23 protein-coding genes and 1 pseudogene are annotated in these 26,963 nt (G+C 43.7%); 15 read left to right on the top strand and 9 right to left on the bottom strand.

The window, feature by feature from the left end; translation table 11 throughout:
- Nucleotides 1–4 precede the first annotated feature (4 nt).
- Together HMPREF9243_RS07735 and proB are read right to left on the bottom strand one after the other, a co-directional pair.
- Entirely contained in the window at nt 5–1,261 is a 1,257-nt protein-coding gene (locus HMPREF9243_RS07735) for a glutamate-5-semialdehyde dehydrogenase (protein ID WP_013668886.1), read from the bottom strand.
- A 24-nt stretch (nt 1,262–1,285) separates the two neighbouring features.
- The gene (proB, locus tag HMPREF9243_RS07730) at nt 1,286–2,098 is read right to left on the bottom strand and encodes a glutamate 5-kinase (protein ID WP_013670047.1); all 813 of its coding nucleotides are present in this window, start codon (nt 2,096–2,098) and stop codon (nt 1,286–1,288) included.
- 120 nt (nt 2,099–2,218) lie between these two features.
- Here proB and HMPREF9243_RS10035 point away from each other — a divergent pair, with 120 nt between their 5' ends.
- Nucleotides 2,219–3,160, top strand: a complete 942-nt coding sequence (locus HMPREF9243_RS10035; RefSeq protein WP_013668966.1) for a D-alanyl-D-alanine carboxypeptidase family protein — start codon at nt 2,219–2,221, stop codon at nt 3,158–3,160.
- Here HMPREF9243_RS10035 and HMPREF9243_RS10030 read toward each other — a convergent pair.
- Entirely contained in the window at nt 3,150–4,328 is a 1,179-nt protein-coding gene (locus HMPREF9243_RS10030) for an HAD family hydrolase (RefSeq protein ID WP_013669706.1), read from the bottom strand. The two genes, HMPREF9243_RS10035 and HMPREF9243_RS10030, sit on opposite strands and share 11 nt — an antisense overlap.
- Nucleotides 4,329–4,560: 232 nt before the next feature.
- Here HMPREF9243_RS10030 and HMPREF9243_RS07715 point away from each other — a divergent pair, with 232 nt between their 5' ends.
- Nucleotides 4,561–5,109 carry a hypothetical protein gene (locus HMPREF9243_RS07715; RefSeq protein ID WP_013669536.1) on the top strand — a complete coding sequence of 183 codons (549 nt, stop codon included), beginning with the start codon at nt 4,561–4,563 and terminating at the stop codon, nt 5,107–5,109.
- A 105-nt stretch (nt 5,110–5,214) separates the two neighbouring features.
- Nucleotides 5,215–6,273 (top strand): tetratricopeptide repeat protein, encoded by a 1,059-nt coding sequence (locus tag HMPREF9243_RS07710; RefSeq protein ID WP_013669228.1) that lies wholly within the window; start codon nt 5,215–5,217, stop codon nt 6,271–6,273.
- 135 nt (nt 6,274–6,408) lie between these two features.
- Here HMPREF9243_RS07710 and HMPREF9243_RS10025 read toward each other — a convergent pair whose 3' ends face one another.
- The 3 genes from HMPREF9243_RS10025 to alr form a co-directional block, all read right to left on the bottom strand.
- Nucleotides 6,409–7,239, bottom strand: coding sequence for an AraC family transcriptional regulator (locus HMPREF9243_RS10025; RefSeq protein WP_013669940.1), 831 nt, complete (start codon nt 7,237–7,239; stop codon nt 6,409–6,411).
- Nucleotides 7,240–7,368: 129 nt separating this feature from the next.
- Complete coding sequence (dapA, locus tag HMPREF9243_RS07700) at nt 7,369–8,151, bottom strand: 4-hydroxy-tetrahydrodipicolinate synthase (RefSeq protein ID WP_231286979.1); 783 nt, start codon at nt 8,149–8,151, stop codon at nt 7,369–7,371.
- A gap of 199 nt (nt 8,152–8,350) precedes the next feature.
- Entirely contained in the window at nt 8,351–9,508 is a 1,158-nt protein-coding gene (alr, locus tag HMPREF9243_RS07695) for an alanine racemase (protein ID WP_013669040.1), read from the bottom strand.
- Between the two features lie 95 nt (nt 9,509–9,603).
- Between alr and HMPREF9243_RS07690 the strand changes: the two genes are divergently transcribed.
- Complete coding sequence (locus HMPREF9243_RS07690; RefSeq protein WP_013669751.1) at nt 9,604–10,071, top strand: low molecular weight protein-tyrosine-phosphatase; 468 nt, start codon at nt 9,604–9,606, stop codon at nt 10,069–10,071.
- 94 nt (nt 10,072–10,165) lie between these two features.
- Here the strand turns inward: HMPREF9243_RS07690 and metK are convergent, their stop codons facing one another.
- Nucleotides 10,166–11,377: a methionine adenosyltransferase gene (metK, locus tag HMPREF9243_RS07685; RefSeq protein ID WP_013669702.1), complete on the bottom strand. Its 1,212-nt coding sequence runs from the start codon at nt 11,375–11,377 to the stop codon at nt 10,166–10,168.
- Nucleotides 11,378–11,584: 207 nt separating this feature from the next.
- Here metK and HMPREF9243_RS07680 point away from each other — a divergent pair, with 207 nt between their 5' ends.
- On the top strand, nt 11,585–11,932 hold the full coding sequence (locus tag HMPREF9243_RS07680) for a hypothetical protein (protein ID WP_013668591.1): 348 nt from the start codon (nt 11,585–11,587) through the stop codon (nt 11,930–11,932).
- Nucleotides 11,933–12,203: 271 nt separating this feature from the next.
- Here HMPREF9243_RS07680 and HMPREF9243_RS07675 read toward each other — a convergent pair whose 3' ends face one another.
- Complete coding sequence (locus tag HMPREF9243_RS07675) at nt 12,204–13,316, bottom strand: Xaa-Pro peptidase family protein (RefSeq protein ID WP_013669253.1); 1,113 nt, start codon at nt 13,314–13,316, stop codon at nt 12,204–12,206.
- Nucleotides 13,317–13,527: 211 nt separating this feature from the next.
- Between HMPREF9243_RS07675 and HMPREF9243_RS07670 the strand changes: the two genes are divergently transcribed.
- The 5 genes and pseudogenes from HMPREF9243_RS07670 (at nt 13,528) to HMPREF9243_RS10895 (ending at nt 20,535) form a co-directional block, all read left to right on the top strand.
- Entirely contained in the window at nt 13,528–14,898 is a 1,371-nt protein-coding gene (locus tag HMPREF9243_RS07670) for a Sapep family Mn(2+)-dependent dipeptidase (RefSeq protein WP_013670012.1), read from the top strand.
- Between the two features lie 284 nt (nt 14,899–15,182).
- The gene (locus HMPREF9243_RS07665; RefSeq protein WP_013668962.1) at nt 15,183–16,814 is read left to right on the top strand and encodes a peptide ABC transporter substrate-binding protein; all 1,632 of its coding nucleotides are present in this window, start codon (nt 15,183–15,185) and stop codon (nt 16,812–16,814) included.
- Nucleotides 16,815–17,065: 251 nt separating this feature from the next.
- The gene (locus tag HMPREF9243_RS07660) at nt 17,066–18,694 is read left to right on the top strand and encodes a peptide ABC transporter substrate-binding protein (RefSeq protein WP_013669917.1); all 1,629 of its coding nucleotides are present in this window, start codon (nt 17,066–17,068) and stop codon (nt 18,692–18,694) included.
- A gap of 213 nt (nt 18,695–18,907) precedes the next feature.
- Nucleotides 18,908–19,831 (top strand): annotated as a pseudogene (locus HMPREF9243_RS10900) (peptide ABC transporter substrate-binding protein); the annotation flags it as partial.
- 86 nt (nt 19,832–19,917) lie between these two features.
- Nucleotides 19,918–20,535: an ABC transporter substrate-binding protein gene (locus HMPREF9243_RS10895; RefSeq protein WP_269208275.1), complete on the top strand. Its 618-nt coding sequence runs from the start codon at nt 19,918–19,920 to the stop codon at nt 20,533–20,535.
- Nucleotides 20,536–20,752: 217 nt separating this feature from the next.
- Here the strand turns inward: HMPREF9243_RS10895 and HMPREF9243_RS10760 are convergent, their stop codons facing one another.
- The gene (locus tag HMPREF9243_RS10760; protein ID WP_269208284.1) at nt 20,753–21,109 is read right to left on the bottom strand and encodes a DUF3899 domain-containing protein; all 357 of its coding nucleotides are present in this window, start codon (nt 21,107–21,109) and stop codon (nt 20,753–20,755) included.
- A 96-nt stretch (nt 21,110–21,205) separates the two neighbouring features.
- Here HMPREF9243_RS10760 and opp3b point away from each other — a divergent pair, with 96 nt between their 5' ends.
- The 5 genes from opp3b to HMPREF9243_RS07625 all read left to right on the top strand — a co-directional run bounded on the left by opp3b (nt 21,206) and on the right by HMPREF9243_RS07625 (nt 26,864).
- On the top strand, nt 21,206–22,150 hold the full coding sequence (gene opp3b, locus HMPREF9243_RS07645; RefSeq protein ID WP_013669345.1) for an oligopeptide ABC transporter permease: 945 nt from the start codon (nt 21,206–21,208) through the stop codon (nt 22,148–22,150).
- 2 nt (nt 22,151–22,152) lie between these two features.
- Nucleotides 22,153–23,190, top strand: coding sequence for an oligopeptide ABC transporter permease (opp3C, locus tag HMPREF9243_RS07640; RefSeq protein ID WP_013669512.1), 1,038 nt, complete (start codon nt 22,153–22,155; stop codon nt 23,188–23,190).
- An 11-nt stretch (nt 23,191–23,201) separates the two neighbouring features.
- A complete protein-coding gene (locus HMPREF9243_RS07635; protein ID WP_013668540.1) occupies nt 23,202–24,323 on the top strand; it encodes an ABC transporter ATP-binding protein in 1,122 nt (373 codons plus the stop codon).
- Entirely contained in the window at nt 24,316–25,245 is a 930-nt protein-coding gene (locus HMPREF9243_RS07630) for an ABC transporter ATP-binding protein (protein WP_013670088.1), read from the top strand. The genes HMPREF9243_RS07635 and HMPREF9243_RS07630 overlap by 8 nt, the downstream gene beginning before the upstream one ends.
- Nucleotides 25,246–25,700: 455 nt before the next feature.
- Nucleotides 25,701–26,864 carry a hydroxymethylglutaryl-CoA synthase gene (locus HMPREF9243_RS07625; RefSeq protein WP_013669231.1) on the top strand — a complete coding sequence of 388 codons (1,164 nt, stop codon included), beginning with the start codon at nt 25,701–25,703 and terminating at the stop codon, nt 26,862–26,864.
- The last annotated feature ends 99 nt before the right edge of the window (nt 26,865–26,963 follow it).

The following is a 26,963-nucleotide window of genomic DNA, read 5'->3' as shown; positions in this document are numbered from 1 at the left end:
TCTTTTATTCTCTGATTTGGCCTTGGCCGAAGATGGTGTATTTATAGGAGGTGAGTGCTTCTAAGCCCATGGGGCCACGGGCGTGGAGTTTTTGGGTGGAAATTCCGATCTCGCCACCAAAGCCAAAGACCTCACCGTCGGTAAAGCGGGTCGAGGCATTAACGTAGACACAGGCCGAGTCCACGTCATCCATAAAGCAGTTAGCGATGGCATAATCATTGGTTACAATGGCTTCGGAATGGTGACTAGAGTGTTCAGCAATATGGTCAACGGCCTCTTGGTAACCTTTAACTACCTTAATGGCAATTTCATAGTCCAAGTATTCCTCGTCATAGTCGGTTGCAGTGGCTGGGATAACACCATCGATATAGTCAGCGGTGACTTGGTCCCCATGGATTTTAACCTGGTGGTCCTTCAGTGCCTGACCAGCTAGGGGAAGAAAATCTTTGGCAATCGCTTGGTCGACTAAGAGGGTTTCTAAGGCGTTGCAGACAGAGACTCTTTGAGTTTTACCATTGATAAGTATATTTATGGCCATATCAAAATCAGCATCTTCATGGACATAGAGGTGGCAATTACCGTAGCCAGTTTCAATGGTTGGAATCGTAGCGGTTTGGACAACTCTTTGGATCAAGTTTTTGCTACCGCGGGGGATTAAGCAGTCGATGCTAGTATTCATAGTCATCATTTGACCAGCTAAATCGTGGCTAGGGTTGTTGATTAACTGGATAGCTTCTTGGGGTAAGCCGGCAGCTTGAAGGCCTTTTTGGAGAGCATTGACAATGGCTTGATTGGTTTGAATGGTCTCCTTACCTCCACGCAAAATGACAGCATTCCCCGTTTTAAAGCAGAGACCAGCCGCGTCAGAAGAAACATTAGGCCGCGATTCATAAATGATACCGATAACGCCTAGTGGCACCCGACGCTTACCAATCCTTAATCCCTCATCACTGACCCACATTTCATCGACGTGGTTGATGGGGTCGTCTAATTGGGCGACTTTTTCTAGACCTTGGGCCATAGCTTCAATGCGGTCTGGATTTAAGGTCATCCGTTCCACAAAAGCAGCTTTCAGTCCTTGTTCTTGGGCTTTTTGGCACTCTGCCTGGTTGGTTTGGAGAATATTTTCTGAGGCATTTCTTAGGGCCTGAGCCATTTGGATAAGGGCTTGGTCTTTTTTAGCCCGGGATAAATTGCTGAGTTGACGGGCTGTCGTTTTGGCATCTTGGCCCATTTGCACTAAATCAGCTGAATTAATCATGATTGTTCACTCCTTGGATAAATGTTATGATTCGTTTTTAGGAATAAAGGCAGTGCCAATATCAGCCCCTGCTAAGAGGTCAAAGATTTGGCTAGGCTCTTCAGAAGACATAATGACTAAACGACGACCTTCTTCTAGGGTTTTAGCAGCTGCCTTCAGCTTACTATGCATCCCACCGGTAGAGAAGGTCGATCCCTTATCACCAGCCATAGCCAGATAGTCTGCATTAACTTCATGGATGGTTGAGAAGCGTTTGGCTTGGGGATCAGTATTCGGGTTAGCATCATAAAAGCCGTCCACGTCGGTTAATAAGATAAGCAGGTCAGCTTCAACTATGGAAGCCACCAAGGCGGAGAGGTTATCATTATCTCCAAAACGTACTTTATGGTCCATTTCATCGACGGCAATGGCGTCATTTTCATTAACGATAGGGATAATTTGGTGCTTGAGTAAACTGGCAAAATTATTTTTCAAATTGGCTAGAGAATCATGGAAATCAATCACGTCTCTAGTCATGAGAATTTGGGCGACTGATTTATGATAATAAGAGAAAAAGCGGGCGTAGGTATTCATTAGAGCCACTTGACCGACAGCGGCAACGGCTTGTTGGTCGGGAATATTTTTGGGGCGCTTGGGGAGATTCAGTTGGGCACAGCCCACACCCATGGCTCCCGAAGAGACTAAGATGACTTCTTTTCCACTTTGGGCAAGGGAAGAGATCACATAAGCTAGGCGGTCAATGCGTTGGTAGCGGATATTGTTGGTCGACGTCATCAGGGAATTGGTACCCACTTTGATAACAATTCGCTTGGCGTCTTTAAGAGAATCACGATGCAAGATCTTTACCTACTTTCTTAACTCATTGCCAATAATTGTAGCATAATTTCCTACAATTAGCCGCTAATATTTAGCCGGCATGGTGGTATACTAGGCATAATTAAAAAGGGAGGGTAAAAAATGAAAGATTGGTTAAAAAATCACCCTAAAGCCTATATTTTGGGACTTGTTTTACTTTATGCAATCATCCTACTTGGAGTAGATATTTATTATCCCAGTTTTAAAGCTGCCAACGAAGCCCAGCAGGAGGGAAAAGTTAGCCCAGACGATGAATTGGCCCAATTGAATCAAAAATTAACTGAGAAAGAGATAGGGGTGGCTGATTTAAAGGACCAACGTATGCAGGGCGTGACCCTAGCAGATGTCCTAGCTCACCATCCTCAATACTCACTCACAGAGCTTATCCAAGCTATTCCGACCGAAGACCAGCCAGGTGATTGGCGGCTAAAAGTGGTTAATCCGCTTTTTCCCTTGACTGAACCAGTGGATATTCAAACCGCCACTGCCTCCAATGGTCAGCTTTATGATGAGCGTATCGAAGACCCTCTTAATCATTTAATGGAAGCCGCTCAAAAAGCCGGCTATCCCTTGACTATCGTTTCCGCTTATCGGGATGTCAATAGCCAGGAAAAGAACCGGCAAAGCATGATTCAGATGTATCAGGCAGGGGGCGCAAGTTTAGAGGAAGCTAAGGCTAAAACTGATGCCTACGTGGCCCCAACCCATGCCTCAGAACACAGCACTGGTTTAGCCCTAGACCTCTTGGGGACCGATTGGGTTCAAGCTAAGCGGGGGCTGGAAACGGACTATGCTAAAGAGGCTTCAGCCCAATGGCTTAGGGACCATGCGCAAGACTATGGCTTTATTCTCCGCTACTTAGAAGGCAAGGAAGCTGTCACGGGTTATGATTTTGAGCCATGGCATTACCGCTACGTAGGGGTTCCCACTGCCCAATACATTAAGCGTTACCAGCTCACTTTAGAAGAATATTTAGTCCTATTAGCCGCCCGCCAGGGGCAAAAACTCACTTACCAAGTGGATCCATCCTTGCCTACTGATTAAGAGCTTGGCTGAGATAGGCCTGGTCTTGACCAAAGGGGATGGTTTCTTGGGAAGGGCGCAAAGCTCCCGTATTATTGTCCCGGCCCTGGATAAAATACACCTGGTTAGGCTTGGTGTATTCTTTTTGGGCCTGGCTGACAAAATCTTGGGTCTTATCATTTAATAAACGGTTGAATAGTACCCGGGTGGTGGAGGGAGAGAAGGCTTGAAACATCTGATAGTCCCCCATACTATCGCCAAAGACCGCCAAAGGTTCTCTAGCTTGGTGTCTGGGCTGGATGAGCTCTTGAATGGCCTGGACCTTACCTGCTGCCTTAGTAATCGGAGCATGACTTTCTAATTGGGCTTGGTAGATGCCGGCTTCATCCTGTTTATAGGACATGCCGATAATCTCGGGTGGGTCAATCGGATAGAAATATTTGACGGCCGTTTCCACCAGACTTTGGGGACTAGCGCTCACAATATAAGTGGCGATCCCAGCCGTATGCAAGCTCTGGTAGAGATTAATCAATTCATTGGGAATACGTAGTCCCTGGCTAAAGTGAGTGCTGAGACACTGCCTTGGGTCTCCGGACAAGGAGTAGGTCCAAGTGAAGTCTTTAATTGGAGCCCTTAAGCCATAAGCCAGGGCTTTTTTACCGAGGTTGACAAAGTCGGCTTCAGTGAAGTTTTGATAAAGAAAACTTGGACAGGAAGCGCCTGCTTGCTTAGGGAAGCGCTGGTTATAAGCCAAGTAAAAGGTCCGTATTTTACAGAAAAAGTTGAAAAATAAGGGGTCAGCCTCAAGCCGGTCTTCTAGAGGTTTTTGGCTTTTCTGATAGTCGTCTCGTTGGGGATAGAGCTTTTGGTAGTCAGCGATAATATCATCGATAAGCGCTTGAAAGCTGATTTGCGGTTCTTGGCCACTTATAGCTTGGTCGAGAGCCGCTTTATTTTGGCTTAAGCAGTTTTTCATTTCAGTAGGGCTTAGTTGATAGGCTAAGTGGCATGCAGTGTAGACCATGCTATGGTCTTCAATATCGTTAAAGATGCTGGTATGGTCAAAGTCAAAAACGACATAGTTTTTTTGAGCTCGGGGAGTATCCCTTGGCTGCTGATGATTTTTAATCAACTGGTCAAGTCTTTGGTAGAGCTGGGGCTCCCAATTTTTGGGGGCAAGTTGAGGCATGAGGAGTCTCCTTTCAAGGTGAAAAGTTAGGACATAAGGTCCCTTTGCTTATGCCTATCATACACTAGTTAGGCAAGGGAACCTAGCTTTAAGAGAAAAAGATTAATGGTATAATAAATCTGTAAACTTGACTGAAGAAAGGGTAAAGACTAAGCGTGATCGATTATTTCGACATAGCTTTGCAGGTAGCTATGTTATAATTAAAGTAATCGACTTTGAAGGGGGCTCTATCATGCGAATTGATGAACTATACACGAAACTCAATGAACTAGGTTTTATCGAAAATTATTATGTCGTCAATAAGAAGCATAATGATGAACCAGAAACGGAACGTGTGCTCAAAATTTATGATGATGAATTTAAATTAGCTGAGATTTATATTGATAAACCTTACATGTTAAGAACCAGCTATGGTGGTTTTGATGCCAGAAATCCCTTGGAAAAGCAAGCCCTACTCAAAATTTTAGTTGAATTTGCCTCTACACCAGTTAATCGGCGACAGAGTGAATTATATTTTGCCTACTATAATGATTTAAATAATATTTCTCATTATATTAAACGTTTGAGCAATGGCCGGTTAACCGATGAAATGATTCCGATGGCTTACTTTCGGACCTTAAATGATGAACAGCTCAATGCCTATCTCTTTAATACGGCGGAGTTTGAGGATTTTCCTAAGGACTACCAACCTCGCTTTACACCTGATTCTTTTGTTAAAGTACGTCCTTATGAGGAAATGATTGAACATTTAGAGGGACGTTATCCCCATGACGATGAATAGGGAATAATGACTACATTAAATTCTAAGCTTGAGCATGACAGAACCGACAATAAGGAAATAAAGCAGTGATAAACGCTGAAAATGGGAAAAATTGAGGAGATTAGTATGGACGAACAACAGCAAAGTCTGTTAAATGATTTAAGTAAAAACTTTACGGGAAACTTTAAAGACGATATGACCTATATTGTTAGCAAGGTCAAGGATCATTTCCGTGATTTACAAGAGGATGAAGAATTACGTCAGCGGATTGAGAAAGTCCTCCTAGATGCTTATCCTGAAGAAGAGGAACCAATTTTACGTTTATGGACAGATTTGACGGATCGTACTGATGATGATTTCATCCAACATATGAAAGAATTAATTGATGAAGGGAAGGCCACTGATGCCCAGTTTGAAATGAATCTCTTTATCAATGCCATGGAAGCTGACTTTATTGAGTATAAGCCTAAACCTAACGTAAAATATTATTCGATTAATGACTGGATCGACTTATTTATTTTCACTTGGTATGAACCTCAAACACTCGAATTGCGTCCAACCAAACGTGATTATTCCAAAATCTATACTTCCTACGCTGAAGTGCTGATGGCCGCCAATGAATGGCAGGAGGCCGCTGAAGCCTACAAGCAAGCCCTGCTTTGGAACCCTTATAATGCCAAAACCATTTTTAACCTGGCAGGGGTTTACCAATTGATGGAACAATATGGGATGAGCTTTGCGACGATTTTGAGCGGTTTTCGCTACGCTGTAAGACGGGAAGATTTCTCTCGGGGGTTTGCCTACCTGGCTTATTTCTATGAGAAAAAAGATGACCTAAAAACCGCGACTCAGTTATACTACTTAAGTTTGGCTTGGTCGGATAATTCCCGGGCCCAAGAACGCTTGGCGATTATCGAAGAGGAAATGGGTTCCTTGGAGCCGGCCCTTGAAGGCGAAGCCCTGCAAAAGTTTAAGAAGGATTACCGTATTATCAACTATCCGAATGCAGAAATGTTGAATGGACTCAAGGCCGCAGCCAGTCGGGCCATGGCCCTACATTCCTATGAAACCGCCTATGTTTATTACGGCCTCTATATGGACTTGGTTGACTCACCCGAAGACTATATTGTGAAGATGATCCGGGAACTGGATTACCGCTTGAAAGGTGACCAGGACTGTGAATAGGCCTATGTAGTTAGAGAACATCAATTGATAGAGAATAAAAAGTGCTTCAGACTAGTCTGATTTTCCTATAGGGAAGATCGACTAGCCTGAAGCACTTTTCCTTTGACTTAAAAGAGAGGCATTGAGCCTAGTTTCTTAATGTTTACGAAGATCGTGGGGTGGGTAGTGGTAGTGTTTTTTGAATGCGCGGTAGAAGGAAGAATAGTCATTAAAACCCACCTTTTGCCAAGTGTTTTGGATCGATTCACCCTGGCTAATTAAGTCCTGGGCCCGTTCTAATCGCTTGTTGATGATATATTGGTGGAGGGTGGAATGGTAAAACTCTTCAAATAAACGATTGAGGGTGGAGCTACTATAAGCAAAGCGCTTGGAAATGAGCGATAAGGGCAAGTCTTCAGCCAGGTGACTGTCAATAAATTGCGCAATGGCGGTGGCTAATTCATAACGTTGGTCACGAATATGGGGGTGGAGGTGTTTTTGCTCAAATAAATGACAGCAGTCCACCAGTAATTGACAGGTTAAGGCGAAAAGTCGCTTTTGTTGGAGCTGTGTCTTGGCATAGGATTGGGTTTGGTTCATTTCAGTAAGTACCTGGTTGAGGTATTTCCAATCATGACGGTCAACACTTAAAATCTGCATCTTAGCAAAGAGTTGATTAATTTCAGGAGTAGCGATAAAGCTATCACTGACCGCTTCTAAGTAGGGGTCACCAATAGCCAGAAGAAAGCCCAGATGTTCCTGGTCCTTATCGATCTTATCAGTCTTAAAGTTGACCCGGATATTAGCAGGGAGGGAAACGACCTGCTGGCTTTGGAGAGTTAAGCTTTGGTTGGGTGTTTGGAGTTCTAAAGCTTTTTGGCTAAAGAGCATCTCCTGACGGTGATAAAGGGAACGATTATAGGTCAGCAAATTGTCTTTTTTTAAAGCAGTGACTTTGATCCGGTAGGGAACTGATAAGAGTGACATAAAGAGAGACTCCTTTTTGTGTTCTATTATTAATAAAGTATTTTAATATAAATACCGAGTCAAGTAAATCGATAATAAAAGGGCTGAGACTCTTGCCTCAGCCCTTTCGTATAATTTGAAGGCCTTACATTAAATGATGCCTAGGGAATGCATTTCAGCTTTAATTTTTTCGACTAATTCACTACCCGGAGCCGTTAAAGGTAGGCGGGTAGGTCCCACATTAAAACCAAGTAAGGCTACCGCTGCCTTGATTGGAATAGGGTTAGGCTCAGCAAAGAGCAAGTCAATCAGTGGTTTGTAGTCGGCTTGAATCTTTCTTGCGGTTTTGAAGTCACTCTTTAGTGCCGCATGGGTCATTTGGTTGACTGCTTTTGGCGCAATATTAGCTAAAACCGAAATAACCCCTTTTGCGCCTAAACTCATTAATGGCACGATAGTATCATCATTGCCAGAATAGAAATCGATGGTTTCGCCGACAGCATGTAAGTTATCGACAGAATGGTTAAAGTTACCGGTAGCATCTTTTAAGGCCACAATATTATCCACCTTAGCTAATTCTTTAAGGGTTTTCGGTTGAATGGTCATTCCCGTTCTTCCTGGAACGTCATAGAGGATCACGGGAATATCTACTGCTCCAGCGATGGCGTGGTAGTGTTCAATGAGGCCTTGTTGGCTGGTTTTTAAGTAGTAGGGAGTAACAGAAAGAATGGCATCCGCACCGACTGCTTCACAATCTTTGGTTAATTGGACGCCATGGCGGGTATCATTGGAGCCCGCACCAGCAATGACAGGAACGCGTCCATTAACATAATCTACCGCAAACTTAATGACTTCAACTTGTTCTTCGTCGGTTTGAGTGGAAGCTTCACCAGTTGTGCCGTCGATAATGAGGGCGTCAGTACCAGCGTCAATTTGAAAGTCGATTAATTCTTTGAATACATCAAAATTAACCTTTTTTCTTCCGTATCCTCATAGGGTGTCACCAAAGCAACGCCTGAACCAGTATAAATTGACATATCTAACCCCTCCGTTTAATAATTATTAATATTGAATTGTGTGGAATATTATTAACAATTAATTTAGCACGCTATCAAGGCTTTGTCAATTGCCTTTATGAGTAGACATAGGTGCGTGGAACCCGTTCGCTAATACCACAAGTAATTTCATAGGCAATAGTATGGTTATATAAGGCCAGGTCCCAGGCTGAAATGTGGTTGCCTTGGTCATCGCTACCAATCAAGGTGACTTTTTCGTGGAGGGGGAGTTCTTTAGGGAGAGCGACCATGCATTGGTCCATGCATACCCGCCCCACAATTGGGCACTTGTAACCAGCGATCAAGACTTCAAAGCCAGAGGAAGACCTTGGTAGCCCATCAGCATAGCCAATCGGAAGGGTTCCAATCCATTGATCCGATTCAGTGGTGTAAGTCGCTCCATAGCTAATCGATTCGCCAGCTTGTAATTTTTTGACATAGACTAATTCACTTTCCAGGGTGAAAGCCGGTTTTAGCGCCATATCCTCTGGAAGGGCAAAATCGGGGCCGGCGGGACTTTCCCCATATAAACCAATCCCTAGGCGGACGATGTCCATGGTTTTTTCGGGGTACCAGAGGGCCAGTGCCGTATTGGACCGGTGAATGAGGGGCTTCTTATTAAGGTGAGAAAAATCTAAAGCCTGGATAAAGTCTTCAAAACGTTGGGATTGCTTAGCGACATAGTCTTGATCCTTGACTTGATCGCTATCAGCAGTGGCGTAATGGGTAAAAATTCCGTCTAATTCAAAAGCTTCTTGGTGGTCACTGATATAGTCGATTATTTCCTGGCCCGCCTGACTATCCCGTAAACCAATCCGACCCATTCCTGAATCCACCTTGAGATGTAGTTTTAAAGGGGGGAATTCTTGGTCTGTTGGGCGTTGGGCGTAAGCCGCTTTTAACCAAGCTAAAGACGAGATGGTCAGACTGATATCGTGTTGGGCATGAAGCCAGGCATCTTCAACCTCGGTGATCCCTAAAATGAGGATAGGAGCCTGGATACCGGCTTCTCTGAGGGCCAGAGCTTCATCAGTGACAGCGACACAGAAGCCCTCTGCTCCGGCTTCTGTGAGGGCTTTAGCAATAGGAATAGAGCCGTGACCATAGGCATCTGCTTTAATGACTGCATATGTCTTGGCTTTAGGGCTAAAGGCATGTTTAAATAGTAGGTAGTTATCAACAATATTTGGAATTGAAACAACAACCCGAGTAGGGCGATGTTCGCCACAAATCATAAAAATTCTCCTTTCAAGGACTTTTCATCGTAGCTATATTTTAGCATAAATCGGGTCAGGAGCATTAGATTTGTCGAGGCGTAGAAGGAGGCTATATGATTAGAATTTGTTTTGTTTGTTTGGGTAATATTTGTCGCTCACCCATGGCAGAGGCCTTGATGCGTGAATTAGTCAAAAAGAACCACTGGGAGAGAGTGGTTCAGGTTGAATCAGCAGCTATTTCTGACTGGGAAATAGGTAATGGTGTCCATCCAGGCAGCCGTCAAATCTTGGAGCGGGAAGGGATTTCGTGGGAGGACTTGATTTCCTCCCCCTTAACTGAAGATATCATTCAAGAGGCAGATTTATTAATCGGGATGGATGACCAAAATATTGCCGATATCAAGCGGCTAGGCGCTGACCCCAAAAAGGTTTTTCGCCTCATGGATTTTACCGACCAAGGCGGCATTATTGATGACCCCTGGTATACCGGTGAATTTGAATTAACTTTCGAGAAGGTCAGCCAAGGTATCCAAGGGCTCTGTGACTATCTCAAAGAAAATTACCCCCAGCAATTAAATTAATCATTTTGAGAATATGTTTTAAAGCGATAAAAAGGCTCCCCCTCGAGTGATTGAGCAGGAGCCTTTTTACTTTGGCATAAGTATTCAATGAATTCTATTGGACGGCCTTTAATAGGGCTTGGACGCGGTCGGTTTTTTCCCAAGGAAAGTAGCCCTTATCACTAGGGCGCCCAAAGTGGCCGTAGGTAGCAGTTGGTTGATAGATGGGCCGGCGCAAATCTAAGCTATTGATAATACCAGATGGGGACAGTGGGAAGATTTCACGGATGGCTTCTAATAAGCGGTCTTCAGAAACAGTCCCGGTTTCAAAAGTATCGACAGCGATAGATACCGGTTCGCTGACTCCAATGGCGTAGGCGAGTTGGACTTCACAAGCCTTAGCTAGGCCTGCAGCAACGATATTTTTAGCAATATAGCGGGCCATATAAGAGGCTGACCGATCCACTTTAGTGGCATCCTTTCCGGAAAAGGCCCCACCACCATGACGGGCTGCGCCACCGTAGGTATCCACAATAATCTTGCGGCCGGTTAAGCCGGAATCACCCTTAGGTCCGCCAATAACAAAGCGGCCAGTCGGATTAATATAGTACTTGGTATTTTGATCCAATAGGGAAGCTGGAATTACCGGTTTAATAATGTATTTCTTAACATCTTGGTGGATTTGTTTTTGGGTAATTTCTTCAGCATGTTGAGTAGAAAGCACGATCGTATCCACGCGGAAGGGTCTGCCTGCCTCATCCAATTCAACTGTTACCTGGGTTTTGCCATCGGGACGTAAGTAAGGCAGTAAGCCGCTGTGGCGGGCATAGGCCAAACGTTCAGTTAGGAGGTGGGCTAGAGTGATGGCCAGAGGCATATATTCCTCAGTTTCATCACAGGCGTAACCAAACATCAACCCTTGGTCACCAGCACCTAAGGACTCAATGGCCTCTTCAGCGGCCAAACTATCGTCTTCTTTTCGGGCTTCAAGGGAAATGTCAACCCCCTGGGCGATATCAGGAGATTGTTGGTCAATGGCCACCATCACTGATAAATTCTCAGCGTCAAAGCCAAACTTACCACGCCGGTAACCAATTTTAGTCACGGTATCACGAACAATTTTTTGGTAATTCAGGACGGCTTTAGTAGAGATCTCTCCAAAAATAAAAACTAAGCCAGTATTTACGATGGTTTCACATGCTACCCGACTGTTAGGATCTTGGGCAATAGCGGCGTCCAGAATAGCATCACTAATTTGGTCGGCTACCTTGTCAGGATGTCCTTCTGTGACACTTTCACTAGTAAATAATCTTTTTTCTTTTGACATAGGAACCTCCTAGTTCTCTTGATTTCTCTAGTATCATAGCATACAAGGGTCAATTTGTATCTAAGAAAGTGATTTCAAGGAAGAGTGTAAGTAGAGAATTTTTCTGCCTGCCTTGATAGGGCCTGTGTTGAATTTCCAAGAAATTAAAGGTAAACTAATCTATACTAATGTTTAAAGTCACAGCTTTTATTTAAGGGTGGTGTGTGGATGAAACGCCGGGATTACAGACAAGCAAAAAAAGCTTACGAAAAAGAAAAACAAAAGCAAGCAAAGAGCAAAAGTGAAGCGAATGATCCTTTGTACAACCAAGCAACCACCGAATTCAATAGTGATGATTTTCGTGACTTATCTTTTGATGACCAAGAACTTCATGACCAAGATACTAATGAAATTTTCTTTGAAAAGCAAAAACGCCGCCAATGGCAATGGTCGTCACCTAACAAGGGAGCTTCCCGTTTCATTGTTTTACTCTTAGCCATCCTAGCAATTATTGTGGCGGTCCTAGTGATGCCAATCTTGGTCAACTTTTTCCGCCAGGTGGTTACCTTTATTTAGTAAGCCAATAACATTTAAATATAATGCCAAGCAAAAAGGAGACTGGAATTAAGGTTCTAGCCTCCTTTTTGCCTTCTGTTTTACTATCTTGAAATTGTTCTAGTCACAAGACGAACGACCGCTTCAAGTCTCTGACGGAGTCCTCACATCCTTATAGTTGAGCTCGTACGCCAGTCTTGAAGTCGTTTCAGAAAATACCAACGCACAGCTCCCTGTGCTTATAGTATTTTCTTCCAACGATTCAAGCCTTTAATGGCGCCCTCACATCCTTTTATTTGGGTTCAACAATTTGTGCCTCACGAGGGTAGTGGTTGATGACTTCAGGGCCATCATCATGGGCGATCACTAAGTCTTCGATTCTGACTGCGGTATTACCGGTCAGGTAGATACCTGGCTCTACCGAGAAGATATTGCCCGCCTGGATAGGGGTCTGGTTGACTTTTGAAACGTCACCTTTTTCATGACATTCTCGGCCGATGAAGTGGCCAATCCGGTGGGTAAAGTAAGGGCCGTATCCGGCTTGGTCGATATGGTTTCGTCCCGCTAGATCAACTTCGGCCAAGTCTTGTCCCACTTTAGCTGCTTCAATCCCCCGAGCTTGGGCTTCTTCAACAATTTGGTGGATTTCTAGCGCTTCCTTAGCAGGTTGGCCATAATAAACCGTCCGGGTCATATCAGAACAGTAATAGTTATGGCGGCAGCCGATGTCTATGACTACGGAGTCCCCCAGCTCTGGTTTAGAGTGGTCAGGCACATGGTGGGGATCGGCTCCGTTAGGCCCATAGGCAATGATCGGCTCAAAGCTGAGGCCTTGGTTGGCTCCTTCTTCGACAAAGATTTTCTTCAATTGTTCGCAAGCCTCAATCTCACTATAGCCATAAGGAATCACTTCTTCAATCACCCGCTTCATCGTCCGGTCGGTGATGGCAGAGACTTCCCGCATGGCTGCCATTTCCTCTTCCGATTTGATGGCCCGTTGTTGGTCAACGATATCACTGGTCAGTAACCAGTTAAAGCTTGGGTAGGCTTCCATTAAGGGCAATAACCAGCCTGCAATCAGATGTTTATCGACACCAACGTTTGCACCTTCTTCTAGGGCCTTGAATACCTGGGTTTTTTCAAAGGCTTCAACGATACTATCGCCGTCTTTAATCCAAACCACCTGCCCCTTATCGGGTTCTTCAAAGACAAAGAGTTCATTAGCAATTAAAACCGGCTCTTGGTCAGCCTGGGCGATCATTAACCAGATTCTTTCATTGGGATCGAATTCAATATTGTAGTAGTAAGAAATGGCGTAGGGGTCACTAATTATTAGGCGACTAATGCCTTGGGATTTGAGATTATCTTGTAAAATATCTAAACGTTGGTAGCTATTGCTAGTCATTTTCTTCCTCCTTTTTTGCTTGACAATGGGTCCTTAATCATAGACTTTGAAGCCTAAAAAAGATTCTCCCTTGTCAGACTATTTGGCTTATTATAGCATAAAATTGCCTAGTCTTTACAGGTATTCAAAGTCAGTAAGATGTGCTAAACTGGGAATTAAGAGTAAGCGTTTCACAAGGCCTGACTTGGCGCTAATTAGGAAGTGAGAATTCATGGTAAAAATAGACTATTCACAATATGTTGACGCATTAATAAAAGATATTCAAAACTTAGTCCAAATTCCTTCGGTCAGAGATTTGGACCAGGCCAGTGAAGAGGCACCCTATGGTCCTGCCATTGCTCAAGCGGTGGAGTGGTTAGAAGAAAAGGCCCAGGCAGATGGCTTTCAGACGGAAAACCACCAGGGGCATGTCCTAACCATTGAACCTAAAAATAATGGCCAAGGCCAGCGGGTAGAAATTGCCTGTCACTTAGATGTGGTGGATGTGGCTGAGGGCTGGGAGGATGATCCTTTCTCTGGTAAAATTGTGGATAACCGTCTTTACGGGCGGGGTAGTGATGATATGAAACGGGCGGACATGCTGGTTTACTATGCCTTAAAGATTATCCGTGACTATCATATTCCGCTCAAAAATCAATTGGTATGGGTTTACGGGACGGATGAAGAATGTAATATGGATGATATGAAATATTTCCGCCAACTGGCTCCTGAGCCGAGCTTTGCCTTTACCCCTGATGGGGATTTTCCCTTGTCTATTGGGGAAAAGGGGGCGCTTACTTGGACCATTAGCGGACAATGGCCAGCAGATTCTTTGGTCCATAGCCTAAAGGGCGGAGAAGGAGCTAATGTGGTGGCTTCTTTCTGCCAAATAGCCCTTAAGGCCAATAATCCTGAAGCGGCTGAAACTTATTGCCGAGCCAAGGGCTGGCCTGCTAAAGTGGTTAGTGATAGTGAATTAGTTGTCATCCAAGTCAAAGGCAAGGCGGCCCATTCTTCGGTACCTGAATTAGGGGCCAATGCCATTGTCCGGGCCTTAGACATTGCAGCTAATGCCTACGGCGACCACTACGCTAGCCAGCTTCTTGACTGCATTGGGTCAAGTGATGGCTCTGGCTTAGGGATTGACTCAGCAACAGAAAAAATGGGGGCTTTAACCTTTAACTTAGGAACCTTAGTTCTTGATGGCAAGGGGGCTTACCAGATGGAAGTCGATATTCGCTACCCTGATGTCTGGACCAGTGACCAGCTCTATGATCAAGTTAAGACTCATTTTCCAGAAGCTCAGTTTGAGACCACTTTTGATGTGCCGTGGACCTTGGTCGATGCTAAGCGACCAGCTATTCAGACTCTGCTCAATCAATTTGAAGAAGTCTTCCCTTCTGAAGACCAAGCCCCAGCCGTCAGTGGTGGGGTGACTTACAGTAAATTTATCCCTAATTGTGTGGGCTTTGGGGCAGCTATGGCTGATGATCCTACGGTTGCCCACCAAGCCAATGAATGGATTGATTTAGGCAATTTAGCAGACTTGCTCCGGCTTTACACCCAAGTCATTATTGAATTAGGACAAATGGAAGACTTATAAACACGAAATTGAAACTAGAGATAGAAGTTTCTGACTGAATGAATTAGGAAGCCTTAATAGATCCCTATTCCAAAACTTAGTTCTACCTTCCCATAAAAAAGGCGACAAATTCTTTAATGGATTTGCCGTCTTTTTTTCTAATCGAATTGCTTATTTGTCGGACTTGTCGGACTATTTCCTTAACTTTTATTTATAAAAACTTTAAATAATCTTTTATAAGTTATTGCTTTTTTCCTCCTCGAGGCGTATATTTTTGGATAACTTACTTTGAGGAGGTAAAGAAAATGAAGGTAAGAAAATTAGTTATAAGTTTATTGTCCCTCTCAGCTCTTGCTTTAGCGGGCTGTAGTCAAAATAGTAAGGCTAATGAGAAGATCGTTCACCTCACCGAGGCTCAGGAAATCTCCACCCTAGACTCGTCCACGGTTGAAGATACAGGGAGCTCTGCCTATATTGGCCACATGCAAGACCCCTTGTACTGGGAAGATGAAAATAATAATGTCACTCCAGCCTTAGCTAAGGAAATGCCAGAGAAGTCTGAAGATGGTTTAACTTACACCATTAAGATGCGTGATGACGCTAAATGGTCCAATGGAGACCCCATTACCGCCCATGACTTTGTTTACGCGGTCCAACGTTTAGCCAACCCAGAAACCGGGGCTTCTTATGCTTACTTGGTTGAAAACTTCGAAAATGCTGAGGAAGTTCTTAAGGGCGACCGCCCAGTGGAAGACTTAGGGGTTAAGGCCTTAGATGACCACACTGTAGAAATTAAGTTATCCAAGCCAACCCCATATATGGAACATCTGCTGGCCTTCACTAATTTCTCACCATTGAACAAGAAATTTGTCGAAGAAAAGGGCGATGCTTACGGTAGCAACTCCGACAATGTCCTCGCCAGTGGTCCTTTCAAGGTGGAAGACTGGGATGGCACTGGGCTAAACTGGAAATTAGTCAAGAACCCAGACTACTACAATGCTGACAAGGTTAAAATCGATGGCGCTGATGTTCAAGTCATTAAGGAAATCTCCACTCGAGTTAACTTATTCGAAAATGGTGAGGTTGATAATACAACCTTGTCCGGTGAGTTAGTCCGCCAATACAAGGATAATCCTAACCTGAAATTCAAACCTAAGGCCTCAATTTCCTACATCGGTGTCAACCACAAGAACCCACTATTGGCTAATAAGGACTTCCGTCTGGCTCTTGACTACGCCTTGGATAATAAAGAATATACTGACCAAATCTTGGCAACCGGGTCGACCCCAATTTCAACCTTTGTGCCTAAGGGCTTAGTCAAGAACCCAGAAACCGGGGAAGACTTTGTCGATGAGGCAAATATCGAACCAAAAGTTGATGTTAAAAAGGCCCAAGAACTCTGGGAAAAGGCTAAGGCTGCTGTCCCACAAGATTCTTATCAACTACGCATCTTGTCTTCTGACGATGAAGGGTCCAAACGTGTGGGTGAATACTTCCAAGGACAATTAGAAAATAATTTACCTGGCCTCAAAGTAGACTTGATTACTGTTCCTGGTAAGAACCGGATTGCTGCCCAAAGATCAGGCGACTTCGACCTTGTGCTCTCTGGTTGGTTGGGAGACTATGCTGATGCTTCTAATTTCCTTGACCTCTTCAAGACTGGAAATCCAAATAATGACGGTAAGTATTCCAATCCAAAATATGATGAATTGTTAAATAAGGCAGCTAACCAAGATGCCAATGATCCACAAGCCCGCTACAATGACTTCTTAGAAGCTCAAAAGCTTCTTGCTGAAGATGAAGCAGTCATTGTCCTCAACCAAGGGGTAACCGCTGAATTACGTAACCCACGTGTCAAAGGGGCGACCTACCGTGCCGTTGGTAATGAATTTGACTACCGTACCGCTACAATTGATAATTCAGCCGCTGAAAAATAATGGCAAGCAAATAAACACTTCATTCAACAGGAGTAGTTCCTTGACTCTTTAAGAGACAGGGAACTGCCCCTGTTTTTATTTATTCTCCCCAAGTAATGAATGAAATACAAAAATGCATTGATTAAGGCAGGCAGCGCTTACAATGTACATTTTTTAACTAAAAATCGGTAGAAATGATTGATTTTTCTGACTCTTTAAGGTATATTATCCCATACGAATTATATTTATTTTAGGGGAGGAAAAATATTATTATGAAGTTTAAGAAACTCGCTGTGACGGTCCTAGCTTCTGCAGCCTTAGTACTTAGTGGCTGTGGGCAGGGCCAAAGCCAAAACCAGAATGTTATTCGTCGGACTGAATTACAGGAAATGACTACCCTAGACTCTACCCGAGTAGAGGACGTGCAAAGTGCCAATTACATTGGTCACATGCAAGATCCCTTATATTGGGAAGATGAAAATAACGAAGTGCATCCGGCTTTAGCCAAGGAAATGCCAGAAAAGTCTGAAGACGGCTTAACTTACACCGTTAAGATGCGCGATGACGCTAAATGGTCCAATGGAGACCCTGTCACCGCTCACGACTTTGTCTATGCTGTCCAACGCTTAGCCAATCCAGAAACTGGGGCTACCTATGCTTACCTAGTGGAAAACTTCGAAAATGCGGAAGAAGTGTTAAAAGGCGACCGCCCAGTAGAAGATTTAGGTGTAAAAGCCTTAGACGATTACACCATTGAAATCAAATTATCTCGTCCAACCCCATACATGGAACACCTATTAGCCTTCACTACCTTCTCGCCACTTAACCAAAAATATGTGGAAGAAAAAGGTGATGACTACGGAACCAACTCCGATAATGTCTTAGCCAATGGGCCTTTCAAGGTGGAAGACTGGGATGGTACTGGCTTAAATTGGAAATTAGTCAAGAATGATGATTACTACAATGCTGACCAAGTGAAAGTGGATGGTGCTGAAGTCCAAGTCATTAAAGAAGACTCCACTACCGTGAACCTCTTTGAAAATGGGGAAGTGGATAACGCGCTCTTACGTGGTGAATTAGTCCGTCAATATAGTGACCATCCACACCTGGAATACCGTCCAACTGCTTCAACCTACTACATCGAGTTGAACCAAGAAAATCCATTATTAGCCAATAAAGACTTCCGTGAAGCCTTAAACTATGCCATCGATAATAAGGAATACGCTGAACAAATTAAAGCAGACGGTTCCGTCCCACTAAGTACCTTAGTGCCTAATGACTTGGTACACAACCCTGAAACGGGAGAAGATTTCACCAAGGACGCTGGCATTGAACCAAAATATGACCCTGAAAAGGCCAAAGAACTCTGGGAAAAAGTTCAAAAAGAACTGCCACAAGACTCTTACAGCATTCGTTTACTCTCTTCCGATGACGAAGGGTCTAAACAAGTGGGTGAATACCTCCAAGGTCAAATCCAAAATAACCTCCCTGGCTTAAAAGTTGACTTAATCACTGTGCCAGGTAAAAACCGGATTGCCCAACAAAATGCTGGGGACTTTGATATGGCCATTTCTGGCTGGTTGGCTGACTATGCCGATGCTTCCAACTTCCTTGACCTATTCACGACTGGTCACTCGAATAACCATGGCAACTACTCTAACCCAGCCTATGACCAATTATTAGAAAAAGCCGCCAATGAAGATGCTAATGACCCTCAAGCGCGTTACAACGACTTCATTGAAGCACAACGTCTCTTAGCCGCTGATGAAGCAACAATTGTTTTATCCCAAAAACAAGATGCTGAACTCCGCAACCCACGTGTTCAAGGCATCACTTACCGTCCTGTAGGCAATGAATTTGACATCCGTACAGCGACAATTGATAATTCTGCCAATGAATAACAGCTAAATGGCTGATTTTAACAGGCGCCACTACTTTCAAGTAGGGCGTCTTTTTTGTCTTTCTGCTTATAAAGGGTGATCACTTCTTATAACAGGAAGCTTTTTCAAAAAAACAGCTGTATTTATTCATTTAAAAAGTATTCAAAATAGTTTGACAATTTATCGCTAATAGGGTATTTTATTAGTTAAATAAATTTTTAAGGGGAGATAAATATGAAAGTAAAACGTAGTGCTTTGCTCCTTGCCACGGCTGCTAGCCTTTTCTTGGCAGCTTGCAGTGGACAGGAAAGTGCAGGAAACAAGAGTGGGAAAAATTCGACCATTAACTATGCTGTTAACACCGAACTATCGACACTCGATTCTGGGACTGTAATGGATATTAACGCGGCTAATTATATTGGCTTAGTCCAGGAAGGGCTCTATTGGGAAAATGAAAAGAATGAAGTCCTACCAGCCTTAGCCAAGGAAATGCCAGAAAAATCAGAAGACGGTTTGACTTATACCGTTAAGATGCGTGACGATGCCAAGTGGTCGAACGGGGACCCTGTGACTGCCCATGACTTTGTCTTTGCCATTCGACGCCTAGCTGACCCTAAAACAGGGGCGGCTTACTCCTATCTCTTAGAGAACTTTGTCAATGGTCCAGAAATTGCTGAAGGCAAGAAGGCCCCTGAAGAAATTGGCGTAAAAGCCTTGGATGACCATACCATTGAAATTAACTTGTCCAAACCGACGCCATATTTGGACCACCTCTTATCCTTTGTACCTTTCTTCCCAACTAACCAAAAATTCGTGGAAGAAAAGGGTGACCGTTATGGTAGCTCAGCCGAAAACTCGATTGCTAGCGGCCCATACAAGATGGTGGAATGGGACGGATCAGGCTTGGAATGGAAATTGGAAAAGAATCCAAACTACTATAATAAGGACCAAGTCAAAGTGGATAATATTGATGTCCAAGTCATGAAAGAAGTCTCAACGAACGTTAACCTTTTTGACTCTAAGAAAGTTGATAATTCACTATTGACCGGTGAAACTGTTAAACAATTTGCTGACCATCCGAACGCTGTTCAACAAGAGAAAGCACGGACCCGTTACTTACAACTTAACTATGAGAACAAGGTCTTAGCTAACCGCAACTTCCGTCAAGCTGTTGACTATGCGATCGACAATGATGAATTGACCCAAAAATTATTGGGGACGGTTCTAAGGGACTTTCAACCTTTGTGCCAGAAAACTTTGTCGCTAACCCTGAAACCGGGGAAGACTTCGTCAGTGAATACGGAAATGAAAAATTTGCAGATAAGAGCAAGGCCAAAGAACATTGGGAAAAGGCTAAGTCTGAACTTGGTCAAGACCAAGTGACTGTCCGCTTACTGGCTGATGATGATGAGAAGTCCAAGAAGGAATCCCAATATATCCAAGGGCAAATTGAAGAAAATATGCCAGGAGTTAAGGTAGAAATTACTAACGTGCCTAAGAAGAACCGAATGAGTCAAGTGGCTGAAGGAAACTTTGATATTGTTATCACCGGTTGGGGAGCTGACTATGCGGATGCAAGCAACTTCTATGATCTTTTCAAATCTGATAATTTCTACAACCAAGGTCACTATAAGAATCCTGAATACGATAAGGTCGTAGAAAGAGCAGGCAACCAAGATGCTAACGATCCTAAAACACGTTGGGAAGACTTTAAAGAAGCCCAAAAGATTCTCTCTGATGACAAAGCGGTCTTGGTTCTCTATCAAGAGGTAGAAACCCAATTACGTAATCCAAATCTTAAAGGCATTACTTTCCGCCCAGTCAACCTCGAATATGACTTCAGAACCGCTTACTTTGAATAAGCAATCTGAATTTAATTAATGAAGAATAGATGTCCTTCACCTAATCAAGCTTGATCTATAAAATTGAAGGATGAATGAGGCAAAATTAAAAAGAGGCTCTAGCAAGCCTCTTTTGTCTTTGTTAGAATATATCACGTAAGGAATACTATGATAAGATTTCTATACACTCAAACAGATAAAACGCTACTTTTAAGCCATAAAAAGTAGATGCAATTCTCTAAAATAAGTAGTATAGTAATAGGAATACAAGTGATAAAACTAGGAAAAAACTTCCTATGGCTAGACCTTTGCGGTACCAAGGTCCGATGTGAGTCGACAGATAGTCTTCTTTGTCAGAATCTTCTGTGCTGACTGGAGATGGATCGGGAGCTGCCTTCCACAGCCTCGGCCCATATTTCTTCCACATGGATTGAAACGTATCAAAGGTACCGGCTTTTAATATCCAACCAGCAAGGGAGGGAATCAAAAAACAAGCGGAAAGTATAAAGTAACTGTCACTTAAGCGTCTGGCCCATGGATAGCTAGACTCAATTAATAATTGAAGGAGTGGCAGGACACTTAATATACTGACCAAGAGAAGGCCTTTATTTTTTTCATAGTTGATATCATTCCTTATATTGTGATTTTCAATGTTATTAAATTTACCATAAATTAGGAGGTGGCGCAATTTATGAAATCATATGGCAAGTTTCTATTAAGAAGAATATTCTTTATGGTTTTGACCTTATTTCTAATTGCAACGATCACATTTTTCTTAATGAAGCTCTTACCGGGAACGCCTTATACTAATGAAGATAAGCTTTCTCCTGAGCAGATTTATATTATGAATGAACGTTATGGCTTAAACGACCCAGTATTTGTGCAATATATTCGCTATATTTTAGGCATGCTGAAGGGCGACTTTGGGGTTTCATTCCAATTTAATAATACCCCCGTGTCTGAATTATTAGGTGCCCGAATCTGGCCTTCCATCCAATTAGGGGCCCAAGCTTTACTGGTAGGGACCGTAATTGGGACTATTTTTGGGGTTATTTCAGCCATGTACCGGAATACTTGGATTGATTCTGGACTAACCTTTCTCTCGATCCTAGGGCAATCGATACCTAACTTTGTTTTCGCTGTCCTCTTACAGCTGATTTTCGCTGTTAAGCTGGGCTGGTTCCCAATTGCTCTTTGGGATAGTGGGCTGTGGTCCTCAGTCTTACCGACCATTGCTCTCTCGATTTCGCCCTTGGCCAACTCAGCGCGTTTTGTGCGTACTGAGATGGTGGATGTCTTGAATTCTGACTATATCGAATTAGCTCGGGCTAAAGGACTTAGTCAAACCAAGGTGGCCTTTAAACATGGGGTACGGAATGCCTTGATTCCCCTAGTAACCATCCTCGGTCCCCTGTCTGTGGCCTTGATGACGGGTTCTATGGTAGTGGAGAATATCTTTGCTATCCCAGGGATTGGGGAACAATTTGTTAAATCCATTACCACTAATGACTACCCCACCATTATGGGTGTGACCATGTTCTACTCTACCGCTTTGGTAGTTATCCTATTAATTGTCGACATCTTATACGGAATTATTGACCCACGAATCCGTGTAAGTACAGAAGGAGGGCGTTAAGAATGGCTGAAAATACCAAAGCTTACCCTAAAATGAGTAAAGAAAGCTTCCGCCCGGTTAACCATGAGGATTATTTATCCGCTGAAACTATCTCAGCACCATCCTTGAGTTTTATTCAAGATGCTTGGCGGCGCTTAAAGAAGAATAAAGCAGCTGTTGTTTCTTTGGTTATCCTAATTATTGTGGCTATCATTGCTTTATTAGCTCCGGTTTTAGCTCCTTACGACTATGCTGCCCAAAATGCCCAATTTGCCAACCTACCTCCTAAGATTCCAGGCTTGGAAGCCTTGTCCTGGTTCGATGGTAAAACAAAAGTGGCTGGCGCAGCGGTTGACGCTTATGCTAAGGCTGGGGTTCCTGAAGGCCAATACTTTTACCTAGGAACGGACGCTTTAGGACGTGACTTGTTATCGCGGATTCTCTACGGGACTCGCGTTTCCCTCTTTATCGGGGTGGTTGCCGCACTCTTGAACCTCTTAATTGGGGTGCCTTACGGGATTGTTTCCGGTTGGATGGGCGGCAAGGTCGACAACTTGATGCAACGTATCTTAGAAGTGATGTCTGGGGTGCCGAACTTAGTGGTAGTTATCCTCTTATTACTCGTCTTACGTCCAGGGATTTCATCCATTATTATTTCCCTAGCCTTGACCGAGTGGATTACCATGGCGCGTTTAGTTCGGGCAGAAACTCTGAAGATCAAAACCAGTGAATATGTTTTAGCGGCACGGAGTCTAGGAGAATCTCCTTTCAAGATTGCCCTCAAGCATATTCTGCCTAATATTGCTGGGGTGGTTATTATTCAAACCATCTTCTCCATTCCTTCAGCCATCTTCTTTGAAGCTTTCTTGAGTTTTATTGGTTTAGGGATTCCAGCCCCTCAAGCATCCTTAGGGACACTGATTAACGATGGTTATAAGACCTTCCGCTTTCTACCTCACTTGATGTGGTATCCAGCGGGTGTCCTCTGTATCGTTATGATTTCATTTAATATGCTAGCAAATGGATTAAGAGATGCACTTGATCCAAAAACAACGGATTAGGAGGCGAGCAAATGAGTGAAAATGTACTAGAAGTAAAAGATCTAGAAATTGGTTTCGATACCTTTGCTGGTCAAGTCCAAGCCATTCGCGGGGTAAGTTTTGAATTGAAAAAAGGCGAAACCCTAGCCATTGTTGGTGAATCGGGCTCCGGAAAATCCGTGACCGTTCGAACGGTGATGCGTCTCTTAGCCAACAATGCTGTGGTTAATGGTGGTGAGGTCAATTTCAGAAATGAAAATTTACTCAAAAAGACCGATAAAGAAATGCAAGCCATTCGGGGAGAAGACATTGCCATGATCTTCCAAGACCCCATGACTTCCTTGAACCCTGTTATGCGGATTGGGGACCAAGTGGCTGAGCCCATTCGTCTCCATCAAAATGCGTCTAAGGAAGAAGCTAACAAGCGGGCCTTGGAACTCTTAGAGCAAGTGGGAATTCCTAATGCCAAAGACCGGATGCGCGATTATCCCCACCAATTCTCTGGGGGTCAAAGGCAAAGAATTGTTATTGCTATCGCCCTAGCTTGTCGGCCTGAAATTCTGATCGCTGATGAACCAACCACCGCTCTAGATGTGACTATTCAAGCCCAAATCTTAGAATTGATGAAAGAGCTCCAAACCACCTCAAGCACCTCAATTATCTTCATTACCCACGACCTGGGTGTGGTGGCTAATGTGGCTGACCGGGTAGCGGTGATGTATGCTGGTAAGATTGTGGAATATGGAACGGTTGATGAGATTTTCTATAATCCTCAACATCCTTATACTTGGGGCTTAATTACCTCCATGCCAACCCTAGATACGGAGGGTAAGCTACTTTCCATCCCTGGGACCCCACCGGACTTATTAGATCCACCTAAGGGAGACGCCTTTGCCTTGCGGAGTGACTACGCTATGGCTATCGACTATGAAGAACAACCGCCAATGTTCCAAGTTTCTAATACCCACTTTGCGGCTACTTGGTTACTTCATCCCGATTGTCCAGCAGTGGCGGTACCTGAAGAAATCAGTTCTCGTTTTGAAACCTATCAACAATTAGTGGCAGAGGGACTAGTTGAAGAAAATGGTACCAGCACAGGCGTACTTGACCAAGCCCATAAACAAGCCGCACAAAAGGAGGTCGCCCATGACTAAGCAAGAAAAACCTCTCTTAGAAGTTCATCACTTAAAACAATATTTTAATGTGGGACAAAAGAATGAAGTGCGTGGTGTCGATGATATTTCCTTCGACATTTATGAAGGGGAAACATTTGGTCTGGTTGGCGAATCGGGTTCTGGTAAGACCACAACTGGACGGGCCATCATGCGCCTTTATCAGCCAACTGATGGGGAAATTCTCTTTGAAGGCAAGGATATTGCGGCCATTAAGAAGCGTCAAGATGAATTAGCCTTTAGAAAAGACATTCAAATGATCTTCCAAGATCCCTATGCTTCCTTGAATCCGCGGATGAAGGTCGAAGACATCATTGCGGAAGGTCTGGAAATTCATAAGATCTGTAATAGTGAAGCGGAAGCCAAGGAAAGAGTCAAGCAATTACTTGAAGTGGTTGGTTTGAAAGCTGACCATGCTTCTCGTTATCCTCACGAATTTTCTGGGGGGCAACGGCAACGGATTGGTATTGCCCGCGCCTTAGCGGTCAACCCTAAAATGATTATTGCTGACGAACCTATTTCAGCCTTGGACGTGTCAATCCAGGCCCAAGTGGTTAACTTGATGCAACGCCTGCAAAAAGAGTTTAATTTAACCTATCTTTTTATTGCCCATGACTTGTCTATGGTGAAATACATCTCTAACCGGATAGGGGTTATGTACCGGGGAAAGTTAGTCGAGTTAGCCGATTCCGATGAACTCTACTACCATGCCTTACACCCTTATACCAAGAGTTTATTATCAGCGGTGCCGCAACCGGACCCTATTCATGAGCGTAACCGGAAACGGATCCCATACGACCATGCCGACTTCACTGGCAATGAAAGCATGCATGAAATCGTTCCAGGTCACTATGTTTACTGTAGCCCTGAAGAAGCTGAACAGTATAAAGCTAACTACAAATAATGCTAAACATGAAAAAACTGCAGAGGCAAAGGCTTCTGCAGCTTTTTTGTGGAAATTTTTCTAAGGCTTCTGAACAAAAAAACTTCGTCATGTTTATGGCGAAGTTTTACCGATGACTATTTTAGTCTTCTTGGTGACGTTGCAGGTAGCTTTGGAATAGAAGTCCAGCAATTAAGATAATGTACCAGAGAATTTTACGGTTGCGGGCTTTTTGTGCTTTAGTAACTGCCATTATTTCTCCTCCTTTATGACTCAGGTCAAACTTTTCTTAATTATATCATAAAGTAGATCTGACTTTAATGAATAAGCAGAGTCGGTCTATTCTCTAAAAAGGGAAAAGTTTCGTTTTTTCTTAAAAAAGCTCTTAAAAATAAATATCCCTTAAAACTATGATAGAATTAAGTTTCTGAAAGAATAACACTAAAAACAATAAATTAAATCGAGGGACTGCTAGTATGAAAATTGGTATTGATAAATATAATTTCTATATTCCAAAGCAATATATTGACATGCGGGACTTGGCTGAGGCACGCCAAACGGACCCCAATAAGTATCTGCTGGGTTTAGGCCAAGACCAGCAAGCCTTTGCTCCTTTGTCTCAAGATACAGTTTCTATGGCTGCTAATGCTGCGGCAGGCATTCTGACCGACCAAGACAAGAAGGCTATCGATTTAGTGATTCTAGCCACTGAATCAGGGATTGACCAATCCAAGGCTGGGGCCATCTATATCCACCACTTATTAGGCATCAATCCCAAAGCGCGTTGTATCGAAGTCAAAGAAGCATGTTATGGGGGGACCTTTGCCCTACAGACTGCCGTCAACCATATCGCTAAACGCCCCCAAGCCAAGGCCCTGGTTCTCACCAGTGATATTGCCCGCTACGGCTTAAACACTGCAGGGGAAGCCACTCAAGGCGCTGGGGCAGTGGCCTTATTAATTACTGCCAATCCCCGAATCCTTAGTGTCAATGACGATGCTAGCTATTATACCATTGATGTCATGGATTTCTGGCGGCCTAATTATTCGCGCTTGGCCCATGTGGATGGACATTATTCCAATGACCAATACCTTAATACCCTAGACCAAGTTTGGGCTGACCACCAGGCACTTTCCGGCCACCAGCTGGATGACTTTGCTGCTTTCTGCTTTCACCTTCCTTACACCAAACTAGGCTTAAAAGGTTTAAAACACCTCACCCAAAAGGCTAAGGATGAACCACTAGGGGAGTGGGAGGAATCCTTTGAAGCCAGTCGGGCCTATAATCGTCGAGTAGGGAATATTTACACAGGGTCCTTATACCTCAGTTTGATTAGTTTATTGGAAAATGATACTTCTTTGCAAGCAGGTGACCTCATTGGCCTGTATAGTTACGGTTCGGGAGCGATGGCCGAATTCTTCTCCATGAACCTAGAAGCTAATTACCAAGACTACTTGGAAGGAGATAAGCACCGCCAACAATTTGCTGAGCGACAAAAACTTTCCATTCCTGAATATGAAGCCCTCTTTCAAGAAGACCTCCTTAGTGACGGTAGTCAGCAAAGCATTCCAGCCCACGGCGAACAAGATGACTACCGACTACTCGGCCTAAAAGATCATAAACGCATTTATGGTAAATAAGGAAGAGTGCGACAAGCGCGCCAGAAGGCAAGACCTTTAGTGAAGTGGACGCTTGTCTTGCGCTTGGAGCAGGTTTTGATTAAAGAGTTTATATTTTAA

Origin of the sequence: Aerococcus sp. Group 1 (assembly GCF_000193205.1) — a bacterium.
In the GTDB taxonomy this organism is placed as follows: domain Bacteria; phylum Bacillota; class Bacilli; order Lactobacillales; family Aerococcaceae; genus Aerococcus; species Aerococcus urinae_A.
The sequence above is the reverse complement of the archived record's forward strand: the minus strand, read 5'-3'. Positions and strand labels throughout refer to the sequence as shown.

What these genes read in the sequence shown, in the direction of transcription:
- HMPREF9243_RS07735 (WP_013668886.1), bottom strand. Translation starts at nt 1,261, where the DNA reads ATGATTAATTCAGCTGATTTAGTGCAAATGGGCCAAGATGCCAAAACG.
- HMPREF9243_RS10035 (WP_013668966.1), top strand. Translation starts at nt 2,219, where the DNA reads ATGAAAGATTGGTTAAAAAATCACCCTAAAGCCTATATTTTGGGACTT.
- HMPREF9243_RS10030 (WP_013669706.1), bottom strand. Translation starts at nt 4,328, where the DNA reads ATGCCTCAACTTGCCCCCAAAAATTGGGAGCCCCAGCTCTACCAAAGA.
- HMPREF9243_RS07715 (WP_013669536.1), top strand. Translation starts at nt 4,561, where the DNA reads ATGCGAATTGATGAACTATACACGAAACTCAATGAACTAGGTTTTATC.
- HMPREF9243_RS07710 (WP_013669228.1), top strand. Translation starts at nt 5,215, where the DNA reads ATGGACGAACAACAGCAAAGTCTGTTAAATGATTTAAGTAAAAACTTT.
- HMPREF9243_RS10025 (WP_013669940.1), bottom strand. Translation starts at nt 7,239, where the DNA reads ATGTCACTCTTATCAGTTCCCTACCGGATCAAAGTCACTGCTTTAAAA.
- alr (WP_013669040.1), bottom strand. Translation starts at nt 9,508, where the DNA reads ATGATTTGTGGCGAACATCGCCCTACTCGGGTTGTTGTTTCAATTCCA.
- HMPREF9243_RS07690 (WP_013669751.1), top strand. Translation starts at nt 9,604, where the DNA reads ATGATTAGAATTTGTTTTGTTTGTTTGGGTAATATTTGTCGCTCACCC.
- metK (WP_013669702.1), bottom strand. Translation starts at nt 11,377, where the DNA reads ATGTCAAAAGAAAAAAGATTATTTACTAGTGAAAGTGTCACAGAAGGA.
- HMPREF9243_RS07680 (WP_013668591.1), top strand. Translation starts at nt 11,585, where the DNA reads ATGAAACGCCGGGATTACAGACAAGCAAAAAAAGCTTACGAAAAAGAA.
- HMPREF9243_RS07675 (WP_013669253.1), bottom strand. Translation starts at nt 13,316, where the DNA reads ATGACTAGCAATAGCTACCAACGTTTAGATATTTTACAAGATAATCTC.
- HMPREF9243_RS07670 (WP_013670012.1), top strand. Translation starts at nt 13,528, where the DNA reads ATGGTAAAAATAGACTATTCACAATATGTTGACGCATTAATAAAAGAT.
- HMPREF9243_RS07665 (WP_013668962.1), top strand. Translation starts at nt 15,183, where the DNA reads ATGAAGGTAAGAAAATTAGTTATAAGTTTATTGTCCCTCTCAGCTCTT.
- HMPREF9243_RS07660 (WP_013669917.1), top strand. Translation starts at nt 17,066, where the DNA reads ATGAAGTTTAAGAAACTCGCTGTGACGGTCCTAGCTTCTGCAGCCTTA.
- opp3b (WP_013669345.1), top strand. Translation starts at nt 21,206, where the DNA reads ATGAAATCATATGGCAAGTTTCTATTAAGAAGAATATTCTTTATGGTT.
- opp3C (WP_013669512.1), top strand. Translation starts at nt 22,153, where the DNA reads ATGGCTGAAAATACCAAAGCTTACCCTAAAATGAGTAAAGAAAGCTTC.
- HMPREF9243_RS07635 (WP_013668540.1), top strand. Translation starts at nt 23,202, where the DNA reads ATGAGTGAAAATGTACTAGAAGTAAAAGATCTAGAAATTGGTTTCGAT.
- HMPREF9243_RS07630 (WP_013670088.1), top strand. Translation starts at nt 24,316, where the DNA reads ATGACTAAGCAAGAAAAACCTCTCTTAGAAGTTCATCACTTAAAACAA.
- HMPREF9243_RS07625 (WP_013669231.1), top strand. Translation starts at nt 25,701, where the DNA reads ATGAAAATTGGTATTGATAAATATAATTTCTATATTCCAAAGCAATAT.